This window comes from Micromonospora sp. NPDC000442, assembly GCF_042898635.1.
GTDB lineage: Bacteria > Actinomycetota > Actinomycetes > Mycobacteriales > Micromonosporaceae > Micromonospora.
Genome location: NZ_JBIAYZ010000004.1, coordinates 230,965 through 245,087, shown reverse-complemented (window position 1 = coordinate 245,087; position 14,123 = coordinate 230,965). Strand labels below are relative to the sequence as shown.

Genomic DNA, 14,123 nt, shown 5'->3' with positions numbered 1-14,123 from the left:
GACCTGCGTTCAGCTGGTGATGTCCTTGCGGGTGAAGCGCCAGAAGGCCAGGCCCCAGAACACGGTCGCGTAGCAGATCGCCGAGACCGTGCCCCGGACGATGTCGTCGGTCTGCACGGGCGTGGAGAGCAGTCCCAGCCACGCGGTGCTGTAGTGGGTCGGCAGGAACGACCGGATCGCGCCGAGCGCGGTGATCTGATCCAGGATGCTGGAGAGAATCCACAGCAGCACCGCACCGCCTACCGCGCCCAGCGCCGCGTCGGTGGTCACCGAGAGCAGAAACGCCAGGCCCGCGACCACCAGCAGGACGATCGCCAGGTAACCGAGCACCGCGAGCAGCCGCAGCAGCCCCTCACCCGGCTCCAACTGGGCGGCGACCGTGCTGCGCAGCGGCGACCAGCCGTAGCGCAGGGTGCCGATGGCCAGCGCGGTGCCGGCGAGCAGGATCAGCGTCAGCGCCGAGTACGCGAGCGCGACCAGCAACTTCACCGTGAGCAGTCGGGCCCGGGGCACCGGGATCGCCAGCAGGTAGCGCAGACTTCCCCAACTCGCCTCGCTCGCCACCGTGTCACCACAGAACAGCGCGACCACGACGACCAACAGGAACGAGGCCGACACGAAGATGGTGAAGAGGGTGAAGTTCAGCCCACCGGAGGTGGCGAGATCGATCAGGCTGCCGAACTCGCCCCCGCCGTTGTCGTCGTCGTTGGTGTCGAACTGGAACGCGATCAGGATGATCAGCGGCAGCAGCACCATGAAGCCGAGCGCCAACTGGGTACGCCGGCGCGACGCCTGCCGGCGGAACTCCGCCCCGAACGGCAGCGTCCGGGCGGGCCGGTAGCCGGCCGCCGCACCCGAGGCGGCAAGCGTCGTCGTGTCCCGCGTCGGCTCGACAGTCGATCCCGCCATCACCGGTCCCCGCTTCCCCGAGAGTTCTCGCCCACCAGGGCGAGGAAGGCGTCCTCCAGGCGGCGCCGGGGCACCACCCGGTCCACTGCGATCCCGGCCCGGACCAGCTCGGCGACCACCTCGCTGCGGGCGGTGCCGTTCGTGTCGACCACCAACTGCCCATCGGCGTCGTCCAGGACCCGTACGCCACCGAGGCCGTCGAGCACGGTGCGGGCCGCGGTCGGGTCACCCACCTCGAACAGCACGCTCGGCGAGTCGCCGACGATCTCCTCGACCGGTCCGGAGGCCACGATCCGGCCCTTGTTCACCACCACGGCGTGGGTACAGGTCTGCTCCACCTCGGCGAGCAGGTGGCTCGAGACCAGCACCGCCCGACCGTCGGTGGCGTACCGCTGGAGCACCCGGCGCATCTCGGCGATCTGCGGTGGGTCCAGCCCGTCGGTCGGTTCGTCGAGCACAAGCAGTTCCGGTAGGCCGAGCATGGCCTGGGCGATGGCGAGGCGCTGCTTCATGCCGTGGCTGTACTTACGCACCCGCCGGTGCACCGAGGAACCCAGCCCGGCGATCTCCAGTGCCTGCTCGAAGTGGGCGTCGGCCGCCGGCCGGCCGGTCGCCCGCCAGTACGCCTTCAGATTCTCCAGACCGGACAGATGCGGCAGGAACCCCGGCCCCTCCACCAGCGCGCCGATCCGCGAGAGTACGGGTGAGCCGGGCACCAGTCGGTGCCCGAAGACGTAGATCTCCCCCGCGGTCGGCTGGGTGAGCCCCATCAGCACCCGCAACGTGGTGGTCTTGCCGGCGCCGTTGGGCCCGAGCAGGCCGACCACCTGACCGGGGTGCACTTCGAAGTCCACCTCGGAGACCGCGACGAAGCCGTCGGCGTACTCCTTGCGCAGCCGGCGTACGGCCAGCGGGGTGTCCGCGTACTGCGGATGCACGGAGCTGTCCTGACGACGGTGCCGCAGGCGCAGCACGGCCACGAGCACGACGAGGCCGACCACGATCGCGGCGAGCAGCCCGACCAGGATCCAGCGCCAGAGCGCCGCCTCGGTGGGGATCGGGTCGCTGTCGACCGTCGGCAGGCTGACGGGCGTGTCGCCGACCGCCACCGTGTAAACGGCCGGCTCGATCGGCGTCGTGTACGCCTGGTCCGAGGTGGCCACCACCAGCCGGAGCCGATGCCCGGCCTCCACCCGGTGCACGATCGCCGGCAGGGTCACGGTGACCGGTGCGGCGGCGTCGACGCTCGCCGGCAGGCCGCTGAGCCGGATCGGCGCGATCAGCCCGCTGGGCAGGGTGGCCGCCCCTTCCGGGTCGACCACGTAGAGCTTGGCGAAGAGGACGGCCTCGCCACTGCTCGACGCGGCGCGCAGCGACACGGTCGGCGCACCGACGATGTCGACCGCCTCGGTCAGCGGCTCGGACTCGAACCGGGCGTGCTGTCCGGGTATGTCGCCGGCCACCCCGCTGAGCAGCGAGCTCAGCGAGCCGGCGAACGGTACCGAGGAGATCGCGGCGGGATTGCCGCCGGGCGGGTTGGCCACCGGCTGGGCCGGGCCGGCCACAGCCAACTCGACGCGAAAGTCGCCGCCGAGACCGGGGTAGTCGTCGGTGCGGTACCCGGTGGCGACCAGGCCCCGGTCCATCGCGTCGAAGCCGGCGATCCGGGAGAAGGTGAAGGTGTCGCCCGGCGCGTCACCGTCGCCGGCCACGTAGTGGTCGAGCCACTGCGCGGTGAGGAACTTCACCCGATCGGAGTCGGTCTGCGGTCCCGCACCGCCGTCGTGGCCGCCGGTGAACCAGGCGACCCGGACCGGGGTGCCGTTCGCGGCGATGCCCCGGGCGTTGGCGTCGGCCTCGCCGAGCGGGAAGAGCGTATCCGCCGCGCCCTGCACCAGCAGGGTGGGCGCGGTGATCCGGTTCAGCACCCCGGCCGGGCTGGACCGCCGCAGCAGGTCGACGGCGGCCTGGTCGCCTCGCCCGGTGGCGGCGATGCGCAGGTACGCGGCGCAGACGTCGGCGGCGAACCGTCCGCAGGAGGGATCAGGCAGACCGCCGACGGTCGGTGCACCGGGTGCGGTGCCGGGCCCCTGTCCCGGGGCGGGGCTGGGTGGCCCGGCGCCCGGCGCGCCCTCCGGTGTCTCGGCGCCGGTGCCGGAGATCCCGGCCGGACCGGAGCCGACGTTTCCGCCGCCGCCGAAGAAGATGCCGGCCCAGCCGGACTTGAACACACCCTCGGCCGGCTCGCCGCCGGTGCTCTCCGGCAGGAAGGCGCGGGACAGATCGTTCCAGGTGATCATGGGAACGATCGCGTCGACCCGCTGGTCCTGGGCGGCGAGCAGCAGTGACAGGGCACCACCGTAGGAGCCGCCGACCACACCCACCCGGGGGTCACCGGTGGCGTCGGTGCGGACTTCCGGACGCGCGGCGAGCCAGTCCAGCAGCCGCTGCGCGTCGCGTACCTCATGGTCCGGACTGTCCAGATGGATCTGGCCACCGCTGCGACCAAAGCCGCGCGCGGTCCAGGTCAGTACGGCGTACCCCCGGTCGGCCAGGTCCTCGGCGTCGGTGCGGACCGACTCCTTGGTGCCGCCGAAGCCGTGGGCGAGCAGGACCGCCGGCACCTCGCGGCCGGCGGCGGCGTCACGCGGGAGGTACAACGTGGTGTCCAGGTCGACCGGCTCGTCGCCGTCCGGTCCGGAGCGGACGGTGAGCATCGCGGACTCGGTACGGAAGCCCGGCCGGTCCGGCCAGACCGCCCACACCACGGCCGCCGCCAGCAGAACGACAACCGCGGTGGCGGCGACGGCCCGGCGACCGGTGGGCAGGGCACGTCGGATCCGCGCGGCCGAGAACGGCGATCTCATTGGGCACACGGTACGGCCCGAAACCTGAGTATTAGCTGAGATCCGCCGTACGTCCGTTCTGGTAGCCCGATCGTCATCCGGCGAAGGTCATCCGCACAGCGTCCAGTCGGCGAACCTTTGGGATGACTTCGCATCGCGGAAATTCCTGCCTTTCATTCGAATCCATACTCAAGTGCGCCTATCTCCTACATCAGCGGCACCCACCGTGAGCGAATTGATCGCCGTGAGTCACATCGCTCGAAGTGACGCAAAGCCGACGGTTGCCGACCGACCGATAGCACCAGGCTTCGATTAGTTTTCCGGTCCGGCGCACGGGACCGGCTCGTCGACGCCGTCGGACAACCTGCGCCATGCCGGAGGAGACAACCATGACCGTTCCCGCTCCGCGGGTCCGTCGCCGGCCCCGGACACCGGGCCGGCTGTTGCCGCTGCTACTCGCCACCGCGCTGCTGCTGCCGGTGGCGTTCCTCGTCGTACAGGCACACCAGTTCGTCGACACCGACCGCGACGTCGTCGCGCGGGAACGACTCGGCGTCGAGTATCTCCGCGCCCTCGGTCCGGTGACCGACGCGCTTGTCGACGCGCAGAGCGCCGCCGTCACCGGTCGGTCACTGCGCCGGGACACCCTCGACCAGGCGGTCGAGCGGGCCGCCACGGTCGACGCGCGCATCGGTGGCGAGTTGAGCACCAGCGAGCGGTGGGCCGGGCTCCGCGCGAAGTTGGAGGCGCTGCCCGAACGCCCACTTACTGACCCGGAGGCTGCCTTCACCGTGTACGGCGAGGTCACCGACCTGCTGCTGGCCCTGCACGGCAAGGTCCGGGAGACCTCCGGCCTGATCCGGGACCCCGGTGTCGACGCGTACTTCCTTCAGGACGGCGTCGCGGAGGAGATGCCGGAGGCGATGGTGGCCGCCGGCCGCCTCACCGACCTGGCCGTACTGATGAACCGCCGGCCCGCGGCCGAACGGATCCAGTCGCTCAGCCAGCTGGCCACCCTCCGGGGCGCCGCCCTGCAACCCGCCAACGACCTGGCCAACAACCTGCGGGCGGTGGTGGAGAACACGGAGAGCGCCGACCTGGGCACAAACGTGCTCACCCCCTTCGACGCCTACCAGCGGGCCGTCGAGACGATGGCCCTGCACTCCCAGCCGGTCGACCGGGCGGGCACGGTCGACACGACCCGGCTCCTCGCCGCCCGCAACGACGCACAACAGGCCGCGAAGCAGCTCCACCCGGTCCTCCTCGACGAGATCGACCGGCTGTTGGTGGAGCGACTCGACGGGTTGGACCGGGATCGCCTGCTGATCCTCGGCGCGGGTGGCCTCGCCGCACTGCTGCTGCTCGGGCTCGCGGTGGGCAGTTGGATGTCCCGCCCGAGTGACACCTCCGCCGCGCCGGCGGGCGGCGGCGTGCCGCCTCCGCCGCCCGGTGTCCGATGGGACGCCGTCGGGTCACGCCCCGTCGGACCGCCACCGGCGCTCCAGCCCGTCGGACAGGTCCACGAGCCGGATCGGTGGAGGCCCTTCGATGCTGCTCGGTAGGCTCCGCATCCGGGGCAAACTCACCCTGCTGGTGACCATTCCCCTGCTCTGCATGCTGGGGCTGACCCTGCCGGTGGTCTGGGAACGAGCCGGTGTGGCCCAGCGGGCCGGCGACATCGACCAGACCGTCCAACTCGCCAGCCGGGTCGGCACCCTGCTCCAGCACCTGCAGCGGGAACGCATGCTCGCCGTCGGCCTCCTGCTCGGGCAGGTCGAGCGCAGCGCGCTGGTGCAGGAGATCGCGGAGGTGGACGACCGGATCGTCGATCTGCGGGTCGACTTCGACGACGACCTTCCGACCGAGGTGGGCAGGGCACTCGACGGCGTAGCGCAACTCGCCGAGGTACGCACGGCCGTACTGGCCGGACAGGCGGCGCCGCCACAGGTCATCGGCGCGTACGGGCCGGTCCACCTCGCCCTGATCGACTCGTTGCGGCTGCCGCACGACGTGGACACCCGGACCCCCGCCGGACGACAGACGCTGGCCCTGGACAGCATCCTGCGCAAGAGCGAGGGACTCAGCAGCGGCGGTGCCCTGATCGTGCTGGTCGCCGCCTCGCCGGACCCACAGTTCGCCACCGCCTTCGTGGCCAACATGGCCACCCTCCAGTCGGAGAGCGACAAGATGCTCGGCCTGCTCACCCCGGAGCAGCAGGCGCTGGTGAACATCGAGCAGACCGCTGTGGACGCCCGGACCAGCCCGGAGTTCCTCCAACAGAGCGTCCTGGACCCGGTGGCCGCGGTGGGGGACATCCCCATCCAGGCCCTCTTCCCCACCGTCTCCTCACTGATCACGCTGGGTCAGTTCGTCGAGAAGAAGCTGGTCGCCGACGTGACCGCCGAGGTACGCGCACAACGGCAGACGGCGCTGGCCGGGGCGTACTGGGTGACCGGGCTGGTCGTGGTGATCCTGGTCGGCGTGGTGCTGCTCGCCCTGGCCATCGGCCGCACGGTGACCGGGCCGCTGACCCGGCTCACCCGCTCCGCGGACCGGGTCGCCCGGGTCGCCGAGTCCGAGCTGGTCCGGGTGGCCGACGACGAGGCCGACAACGCCCAACCCGTCCGCCTCGATCCCGTCGATGTCCGCGCCCGGGACGAGGTCGGCGACCTGGCCCGTGCCTTCGAACGGGTGCAGAACACGGCCGCGCGGCTGGTGGAACGGCAGGCGGCGAGCCGCCGCAACGTCGCCCAGATGTTCGGTCACGTCGGCCGGCGTACCCAGAACCTGGTCGGTCGGCAGATCGCCCTGATCGACCGGTTGGAGCAGCAGGAGACCGATCCCGGGCGGCTGGAGAACCTGTACCGGCTCGACCACATCTCCAGCCGGCTGCGGCGCAACGCGGGCAACCTCGTGGTGCTCTCCGGCGCGGTGGGCGACGTCGCGCACGTCGCGCCGGTTCCGCTGGCCAATGTGGTCCGGCTCGCCCTCGGCGAGATCGAGGACTACACCCGGGTGGACGTGCAGGTGCCGACCGAGGCCGCAGCGGCACCGGCGATCGTCGGCGACCTGGTGCTGGCGCTCGCCGAACTGATGGAGAACGCCACCGTCTTCTCACCGCCGCACGCCCGGGTGCTGGTCAGCGGTGAACTCACCGAGAACGGCGTACAGCTCACCGTGGTGGACCACGGCATCGGCATGACCGAGGCGCGACTGACCGACGAGAACGCCCGCCTCACCCGACGGGAGCGGCTGGACCTCGCCCCGACCGAGGTGCTGGGGCTGTTCGTGGTGGGTCGGTTGGCCCGCCGGCACCGCTGGGCGGTCGGTCTCTCCGCCACCCCGGGCGGCGGCGTCACCGCCACTCTCCGGATTCCCCGCACGTCGCTTGTCGTCGGGACGCCCGAGCCGGCCGGCCCTCCGGTCACGCCGGTCGGCCGGGCCGCACCGGTGGCCGCCCTCCCGGCCCGGCACCAACTCGAACCGGTGCCACCGACCCGGGACAGCCCGGCAGCGGTAGACCTGGCCGCCCCCGCGACGGCACCACCCGGGCTCAACCCCACGCTGCTGACGCGAGCCACCGAGAGCATGGAGCTGTCCGAGTCCTGGGACGCGTTCGCCACCGGTCCGGAGCCCGCCGAGAGAACCGGCGCGGAACCGGCCGGGATCGACGCGGCGACCGTGACGGTGCCGCAGGTCGCACCGGCGTCGGCGGCCCCGCCGGCCCCGATGCCCGGCATCCGGCAGCGGGTGCCGGGTGCCAGCCTGCCGAGGACGGCACCGAAGGTGGGCCCGGTCGACACCACCGGCGTGGACCCGAGTGCCGCTCGCGCCGCTGTCGAGGCGTTCGAGTCAGGGGTACGCCGGGCCGAGCTGAGCCAGGCCGACGCCCTGCCACAGCCGGTCGAGCCGCCCGCTCCCCCGGGTCTGGCCCAGCTGTCCCGCCGGGTGCCCGGCGCCAACCTGATCGAGCAACTACCGCAGCAACCGCTCACCCAGGACCCGGGCGATCCGGCCGAGGTCCGCGATCGCATCAACGCGTTCGAGACGGGCGTCGCCCGGGCTCTGCGCGATGTCCGTAACGACCGCAGCGACGACGAAGGAACGCCACGTTGACCAGCCCGCACGTGCACGACAACCTCGACCACCAGAGCCATCCGGCCGGCGACCTCAGCCCCGAGGCCCGCACCTTCAACTGGCTGCTGGATTCCTTCACCTCCGGGACCGCGGGGGTGCTGGAGGCGATCGCCGTGTCGTCGGACGGCCTGCTGATGGCCATGTCCGCGATCAAGGACAGGTCCAACGCGGAGCGTCTCGCCGCGGTCGTCTCCGGTATGACCAGCCTGGCCGGCGGGGCCGCCAGTTGGTACGCGTTGGGCGGCCTCAACCGGGTCGTCGTGGACATGGCCGAGGGGTATCTCCTGATCAGCGCGATCAGCAGCGGGTCGGTGCTCGGCGTGGTCGCCGACCGGTCGGCGAACCTGGGCACCGTCGCCTACGAGATGACCCTCTTCGCCGGCCGGGCAGGTGGTGCGCTCACCCCGCGCCTGATCGCCGAACTCAAGAACTCCGTACAGCAATGACTCCCGACGCCGCCGGTGCGGAACAGGAGCCGGTTATCCGCATCCGGCCCTACCTGCGCGAGTCCTCCCCGGCCGGCTCCGCCGGCCCGGCGGGCGCACCGGCGGCGATCGGACCGGAGCCCGAGGAGGCCGGGCCGACCGGACCTCGCCCCTTCGTGCTGACCGCCGGCCGGGTGGCCGGCGCCGACCCCACGATCGGCCTGGAGACCCAGGTGACCGCCCGACCGACCACCGAATCGTGGAAGGTCACGGCCGCCCGGTTGAGCCCGGAACTCCAGGCGATCGTGGCGCTCTGCGGTGAGCCGATCTCGGTCGCCGAGATCTCCGCCAAGACCCGGTTGCACTTCGGCGTGACCCGGGTGCTGGTGGGCGATCTGCGCGCCGCCGGCCACCTGGACGTACACGTGACCGACGCCGACGACGCCCTCGACCCCGACGTCATCCTGCGAGTGATTGATGGACTCCGTGCAATCTCCTGACTGGCCCGCCGCGCCGCCGGGCGCGCTCGCCGCCAACAGCGCCGCGGCCCGCTACGGCGGTCCGGCACCGACCCCACCGTCCATCGGCCGGGCCGCCGCGCCAGCGCCACCACCACCGGCCCACGCCGCCCCGGCACCGCCGCCGTACCGGCCGCCGGCCGCGACGCCCGCCGCCGCGGGTACCCCGAGGGCGACGCCGCCGATCCCGGTGAAGATCCTGGTGGCCGGCGGCTTCGGAGTCGGCAAGACCACCACCGTGGGCTCGATCTCGGAGATCGCCCCGCTGACCACCGAGGCGGAGATGACCACCGCCGGGATCGGGGTCGACGACCCTGGTCAGCGCTCCGGAAAGACCACCACCACGGTTGCGATGGACTTCGGTTGTGTCACCATCGACCGAAGCCTGAAGCTCTACCTGTTCGGCACGCCGGGCCAGACCCGTTTCGGCTTCATGTGGGACGACCTGGCCCGAGGTGCGCTCGGCGCGCTGGTGGTGGTCGACAGCGCCCGGCTCGACGACTGCTACCCGGCCATCGACTTCTTCGAACGGGCGGGACTGCCGTTCGTGGTCGGGGTCAACGCCTTCGACGGGCGCTTGGCGCACGACCTGGGTGCGATCCGGTGGGCTCTGGCGATCGGCGAACATGTACCCCTGGTGCAGTTCGACGCGCGGGACCGGCTTTCGGTCCGGGACGCCCTGCTGGTCGTCCTGGACCGCGCGCTGGATCGGGCCACCCGGGAGAAACGGGCCTGAGCCGACCGGCTCGCAGGCCCCTCGTGGGAAGGGGTGAGGCGATGAGAGGCGGACTGGACGAGACTCTGGCCCGGATGCGTCGGCGCGAGGAGGCGCTGCGTCGACGGGCCGCGGACCCGACCATGCCGGCCGACGACCAGCCCGGTGCGGAGCCGGGCCCGAGCCACGGGTCCGACTCCGGTTGGCGGCCCGACAGCCGCAACGCGGGACCCGGCTGGTCCAACGTTCACGAACCGGTCCACGAGGCACCGCCACGGCACCCGGTGGAGGACGTGGCCGAGGCGCTGCGCGCGGCCGTCGCGGCGCACCCGGGGGCGTCCGTCGCCGCGCGGGTCGAGCACGACGGGCAGGCGTACGACCTGCGGGTGGCCTGGGTCGACCAGCAGGTCACGGTCAGCGGACAGCCAGCCGCGCCCCCACCGTCCTGGCCGCTGTCGGTCAAGACGGTGCCCGGCTGGCCCTCCGCCCAGGACGGGCTGAGCGACGACCCGGCGGCCCGACTGGCCGAGCTGATCCGCCGGGATCCGTCGCTGCTCACCGGGGAGGAGCCGGCCGGCCGACCGGACGAGGTGTGACCAGGCGCTAGGGTCGGGCGGTGGGCGAACCCGAGCTGACCCTGATCGCGAGCCTGCGGCCGGCCGCACTGGACGCCCGGCGGGGCATCGTCCGGCTGCATCCGGAGGCGCTCACCGCCCTCGCGCTGCGCCCGGGTGACCCGGTCCGGCTCGCGGGACGGCGGGTGACCGCCGGCCTCGTCGCGGCGGCCGAGGGCACCGCCAGCGCGGCCCTGCTGCACGCCGACGACCTGATGCTGGGCAACCTCGGCGTACGTGACGGCGGACAGGTGCGACTGAGCCCGGCCCCGGTCACCCCGGCCCGCCGGGTGCTGCTCGCCGGGCCGGCCGAGATCGTCGCGGTGGTCTCGCCGGAGATGCTGCGGCTGGCCCTGCTCGGCAAGGTGGTCACCGCCGGGGACGATGTCTCCCTGCTGCCCCAGGACGTGCTGCCGGACGCGTCGACCCGCACCCTGGTCGAGGCCGCCCGGCGCAGCCTCTCCACCCGGGTCGGCTACGCCTGGACCAGCACCCTGCTGCGGGTGCTGGCCGCCGAACCGGACCCGGGCGCGCTTGTCACCATGGACACCCTGGTGGCCTGGGAGCATGGCCCGGCCACCTACGGCGGCACCGGCTCGGGTGGCTCCCCGGTGGCCGGCAGCGGGACGGCGGTGGACGCCACAGGCGCCGGCGGCAGCCGTACCCGGCCCGCCGTGCGGGGCGGGAACGCCCGGCGTGCCGGCGTCGGGCCGGACATCGACGGTGCCGGGGCCGACGAGTCGAGCGGGCAGGACGTGCCGTCGGTGGACGAGCTGCCGGGCCTGCGCGCCCAGGCCGAGGAGCTGACCGAGCTGCTCGACCTCGGCTTTCACCACCGGGAGGTGCTCAGCCGGCTGGGCACCACCGTGGCGCTGGGGGTGCTGGTGAGCGGGCCGGCCGGCTCGGGCAAGGCGGCGCTGGTCCGGGCGGTGGCCGCCCAGGTCGGTGCCCGGGTGCATCCGCTCTGGGCACCGGAGGTCGCGGCGTTGACAAACGACTCGGCCGCGGCCCGGCTCCGGGCGGTGACTGCCGAGGCGCTGGCCGGCGGGCCGGCCGTGCTGCTGGTCACCGACGTGGAGGCGCTGGCCCCGGCGGAGGCTCCCGGACCGGTCGCGACCGTGTTCCGGCAGTGCGTGGCACAGCTCGTACGGGCCGGAGCGGCGGTGGTCGGCACCAGCAGCCGGCCGGAGGCTGTCGACCCGACCCTGCGTGCCCCGGACCTGCTCTCGTTGCGGATCGACGTGCCGCTGCCAGACGCCGCCCTACGCCGGGAGCAGCTGACCGTGCTGACCCGTCCGGTGCCGCTCGCCGACGACGTACGGCTGGACGAGGTCGCCGCGCGTACCCCCGGTTTCGTCGCCGCCGATCTGGCCGCGCTGGTTCGCGAGGCCGGCGTGCGCGCGGCCCTGCGGCAGAAGTCGGCGCAGACGCCCACGGTGCTGATGGCGGACTTCACCGCCGCTCTGGAGGTGGTGCGGCCGACCACCATGGCCGCCGCCACCCTCGAACTGGCCCGGGTCACCCTCGACGACGTCGGTGACCTGATGGAGGTCAAGCAGACGCTCACCGAGTCGGTGCTGTGGCCGCTCACCTATCCGGACACCTTCGCCCGGCTCGGCGTGCAACCACCACGCGGGGTGCTGCTCTACGGCCCGCCGGGCTGCGGCAAGACCTACCTGGTGACCGCGCTGGCCGGGACCGGCCGGGCGAACGTGCTGTCGGTCAAGGGCGCGGAGCTGCTGTCCAAGTGGGTCGGCGAGAGCGAACGCGCGGTACGGGAACTGTTCCGCCGGGCCCGGGAGGCCGCCCCGACGCTTGTCTTCCTCGACGAGGTGGACGCCCTCGCCCCGGTACGCGGCCAGGCCACCGACGGCGGCACCACCGACCGGGTCGTCGCCGCCCTGCTCACCGAGCTGGACGGGGTGGAGGCGCTGCGCAACGTCGTGGTGATCGGCGCGACGAACCGTCCCGACCTGGTCGACCCGGCACTACTGCGCCCGGGTCGACTGGAACGGCTGGTGTACGTGCCGCCACCGGACGCCGAGGCCCGGACGGAGATCCTGCGGGCCGCCTCACGCAACGTGCCACTCGCCGAGGGCGTCGACCTACCCGCGCTCGGTACGGAGTTGGACGGGTTCTCGGCCGCCGACTGCGCGGCGCTGATCCGCGAGGCCGCACTGGCCGCGATGCGCGAGTCGCTTACCGCCTCCACGGTCACCGCCGAGCACGTCGCGACGGCCCGGTCCCGGGTCCGCCCGTCCCTGGACCCGGCCCAGGTCGCCTGGCTCGCCGCGTACGCAGAACAGCGCAGCTGAGCGCGCCTCGTCAACAGGCCGCCACGTCGTCCAGCGAGATCTCGGCGTACACCCGGTCGTCGGCCTCGCGCAGCTTCGCGCCGCACCTTTCGAGGACGGAGAGCGCACCGCGGTTCTCCGACGCGGTGTCCGCGACCACGGTCCGCATGCCGGCCGCTGCCGCCAGGTGCAGCAGTTCCCGCAGCGCTGCCGCGCCGATCCCCTGGCCACGGGCCGACCGGCCGAGCCACATGCCGACCTCGGCAACCCCGGGCTCGTCCCGCCGGCTCATCCGGATCATTCCGACCACCTCGCCGCCCGCCACGATCGCGTACATCGCACTGCGGGCGGACGCGTCGAGCCCACCGAAGCGGGCCCGGTGGAACTCGCGGAACGCCTCCCGCCGCGCGTTCGACCAGCCGGCCGGCGCCTCCACCGGCGGCATCACGTCGGACGGCTCCGCCTCGGCCACCGCCACCGAGAGCAACGGTTCGAGGTTTCGCTCGTCCACCGGCTCCAACCGGACCGCACCAGTCACGTGCCGCAGTCTTCCGCGCCCGGGGCCGCGCGTCCACCCGGTTGGCGACGACCGACCCCTCCGGCGGAGCGGACCGACCGGTCGGGTCGAATCACCTCCCGGGTCACTCTCGGCGATCGTCCGGCCGGCCGAACTCGCAGTAGACGGCGGAGGCGTCGTCGGCCGCCTTGTGCCGGCGTCGCCGGTCGGGATGGTCCCGTTCGGCGGCGCGTACCCGGTCGATGAGTGCGTCCGGACCCTCCGTGGCCACCACGTCCAACAGGCCGGACCAGTCGAGCAACCCGAATTCCTCGACCGCGGCGGAGGCACCGTCGGAGAGCAGCACGGCGCGGCGCAGCGCCGCCGGCCCGTGTCGCGGCACCGTCCCGACCACCGCGTGGTAGGCCGCGTCGGGATCGGCGGCGGCGACCCAGTAACCGTCGGTACGGTTCATCCGCTCCCGCTGCACCGTCACAGCGCGCCGGAACCGGGTGGCCCAGTCGGTCGGCTCGGGCAGCAGGTCGGCGGTCTCGCGCAGGTCGGCCGCCGAGGCGGCCAGCCGATCGTCGACCACCACGTCGACCCGACCACCGGTGTCGAGCACCAGCGGGCTGTCACAGAGCACGAGATAGTCGACCTGGTCGCCGCCGTCGCGGAGCAGGCACACCGTGCTCGACGGGGTGCCGGGGTGGTCGAGGTCGCACTGCTCGCCGTGGTCGGAACGGACCGCGAGGATCGCCGCGGCCAGGTTGCTCACCAGCGTCGCGGCCGGGCGGGCGGCCTCCGCCAGGCCGAGCCGGGCGGCGAGGTGCCGGACGTACCACTGCGGCCCGTGTACGCAGCCGGTGTCGAAGCCTTCCGGCACGGTGGCGCCGTCCAGCACTCCGACAAGCGAGCCGAACCGGAACACCAGGTCCTCGTTGACGGCCCGGCCGGGTGGCGGGGCGGACGCGGATCGTACCCGCATGGTGCTTGCGGTCCCGACCACCGCGCCCCGCCGACGCTCGTCCGGGGCCGCCTCGGGCACGCCGATGTCCGGATGCGCCGTTCGTCCCGGCTGTCTGGGGCCCCCGCTGCTCATCGCCACCTCCCCGCGCCCCGGCTACCCACCTCGCGCCGGACGACACTCGTTTGTCATACGGCACGAG

Annotated in this window: 11 protein-coding genes; 7 read left to right on the top strand and 4 right to left on the bottom strand. The window is 73.1% G+C overall.

Annotation, left to right across the window (positions count from 1 at the left end; all coding sequences use genetic code 11):
- Positions 1-9 precede the first annotated feature (9 nt).
- Positions 10-909 carry an ABC transporter permease gene (locus tag ACFY2A_RS08170; protein ID WP_387169810.1) on the bottom strand — a complete coding sequence of 300 codons (900 nt, stop codon included), beginning with the start codon at positions 907-909 and terminating at the stop codon, positions 10-12.
- On the bottom strand, positions 909-3,776 hold the full coding sequence (locus ACFY2A_RS08165) for an alpha/beta fold hydrolase (protein WP_387169808.1): 2,868 nt from the start codon (positions 3,774-3,776) through the stop codon (positions 909-911). The genes ACFY2A_RS08170 and ACFY2A_RS08165 overlap by 1 nt, the downstream gene beginning before the upstream one ends.
- A gap of 368 nt (positions 3,777-4,144) precedes the next feature.
- On the opposite strand from ACFY2A_RS08165, the gene ACFY2A_RS08160 reads away from it, so the two are divergent.
- From ACFY2A_RS08160 to ACFY2A_RS08130, 7 genes are read left to right on the top strand one after another with little or no spacing between them, the layout of a single operon-like run.
- Complete coding sequence (locus ACFY2A_RS08160; protein WP_387169806.1) at positions 4,145-5,317, top strand: hypothetical protein; 1,173 nt, start codon at positions 4,145-4,147, stop codon at positions 5,315-5,317.
- On the top strand, positions 5,304-7,871 hold the full coding sequence (locus ACFY2A_RS08155) for a nitrate- and nitrite sensing domain-containing protein (protein ID WP_387169805.1): 2,568 nt from the start codon (positions 5,304-5,306) through the stop codon (positions 7,869-7,871). The genes ACFY2A_RS08160 and ACFY2A_RS08155 overlap by 14 nt, the downstream gene beginning before the upstream one ends.
- Positions 7,868-8,338 (top strand): roadblock/LC7 domain-containing protein, encoded by a 471-nt coding sequence (locus ACFY2A_RS08150; protein ID WP_363918092.1) that lies wholly within the window; start codon positions 7,868-7,870, stop codon positions 8,336-8,338. The genes ACFY2A_RS08155 and ACFY2A_RS08150 overlap by 4 nt, the downstream gene beginning before the upstream one ends.
- Positions 8,335-8,817, top strand: a complete 483-nt coding sequence (locus tag ACFY2A_RS08145; protein WP_363918090.1) for a DUF742 domain-containing protein — start codon at positions 8,335-8,337, stop codon at positions 8,815-8,817. Before ACFY2A_RS08150 ends, ACFY2A_RS08145 begins: the two co-directional genes overlap by 4 nt.
- Entirely contained in the window at positions 8,795-9,571 is a 777-nt protein-coding gene (locus ACFY2A_RS08140) for an ATP/GTP-binding protein (protein WP_363918088.1), read from the top strand. Before ACFY2A_RS08145 ends, ACFY2A_RS08140 begins: the two co-directional genes overlap by 23 nt.
- A 41-nt stretch (positions 9,572-9,612) precedes the next feature.
- On the top strand, positions 9,613-10,146 hold the full coding sequence (locus ACFY2A_RS08135) for a hypothetical protein (protein WP_387169803.1): 534 nt from the start codon (positions 9,613-9,615) through the stop codon (positions 10,144-10,146).
- A 20-nt stretch (positions 10,147-10,166) separates the two neighbouring features.
- A complete protein-coding gene (locus ACFY2A_RS08130; protein ID WP_387169801.1) occupies positions 10,167-12,479 on the top strand; it encodes an AAA family ATPase in 2,313 nt (770 codons plus the stop codon).
- Between the two features lie 10 nt (positions 12,480-12,489).
- Here the strand turns inward: ACFY2A_RS08130 and ACFY2A_RS08125 are convergent, their stop codons facing one another.
- A complete protein-coding gene (locus ACFY2A_RS08125) occupies positions 12,490-12,996 on the bottom strand; it encodes a GNAT family N-acetyltransferase (protein ID WP_387169799.1) in 507 nt (168 codons plus the stop codon).
- Between the two features lie 103 nt (positions 12,997-13,099).
- A complete protein-coding gene (locus ACFY2A_RS08120) occupies positions 13,100-14,056 on the bottom strand; it encodes a hypothetical protein (protein ID WP_387169797.1) in 957 nt (318 codons plus the stop codon).
- Positions 14,057-14,123 lie beyond the last annotated feature (67 nt).

Excerpts from the sequence above, each read along its gene's own strand:
- ACFY2A_RS08155 (WP_387169805.1), top strand. The coding sequence starts at position 5,304 with ATGCTGCTCGGTAGGCTCCGCATCCGGGGCAAACTCACCCTGCTGGTG.
- ACFY2A_RS08145 (WP_363918090.1), top strand. The coding sequence starts at position 8,335 with ATGACTCCCGACGCCGCCGGTGCGGAACAGGAGCCGGTTATCCGCATC.
- ACFY2A_RS08120 (WP_387169797.1), bottom strand. The coding sequence starts at position 14,056 with ATGAGCAGCGGGGGCCCCAGACAGCCGGGACGAACGGCGCATCCGGAC.
- ACFY2A_RS08170 (WP_387169810.1), bottom strand. The coding sequence starts at position 909 with ATGGCGGGATCGACTGTCGAGCCGACGCGGGACACGACGACGCTTGCC.
- ACFY2A_RS08165 (WP_387169808.1), bottom strand. The coding sequence starts at position 3,776 with ATGAGATCGCCGTTCTCGGCCGCGCGGATCCGACGTGCCCTGCCCACC.
- ACFY2A_RS08160 (WP_387169806.1), top strand. The coding sequence starts at position 4,145 with ATGACCGTTCCCGCTCCGCGGGTCCGTCGCCGGCCCCGGACACCGGGC.
- ACFY2A_RS08135 (WP_387169803.1), top strand. The coding sequence starts at position 9,613 with ATGAGAGGCGGACTGGACGAGACTCTGGCCCGGATGCGTCGGCGCGAG.
- ACFY2A_RS08140 (WP_363918088.1), top strand. The coding sequence starts at position 8,795 with ATGGACTCCGTGCAATCTCCTGACTGGCCCGCCGCGCCGCCGGGCGCG.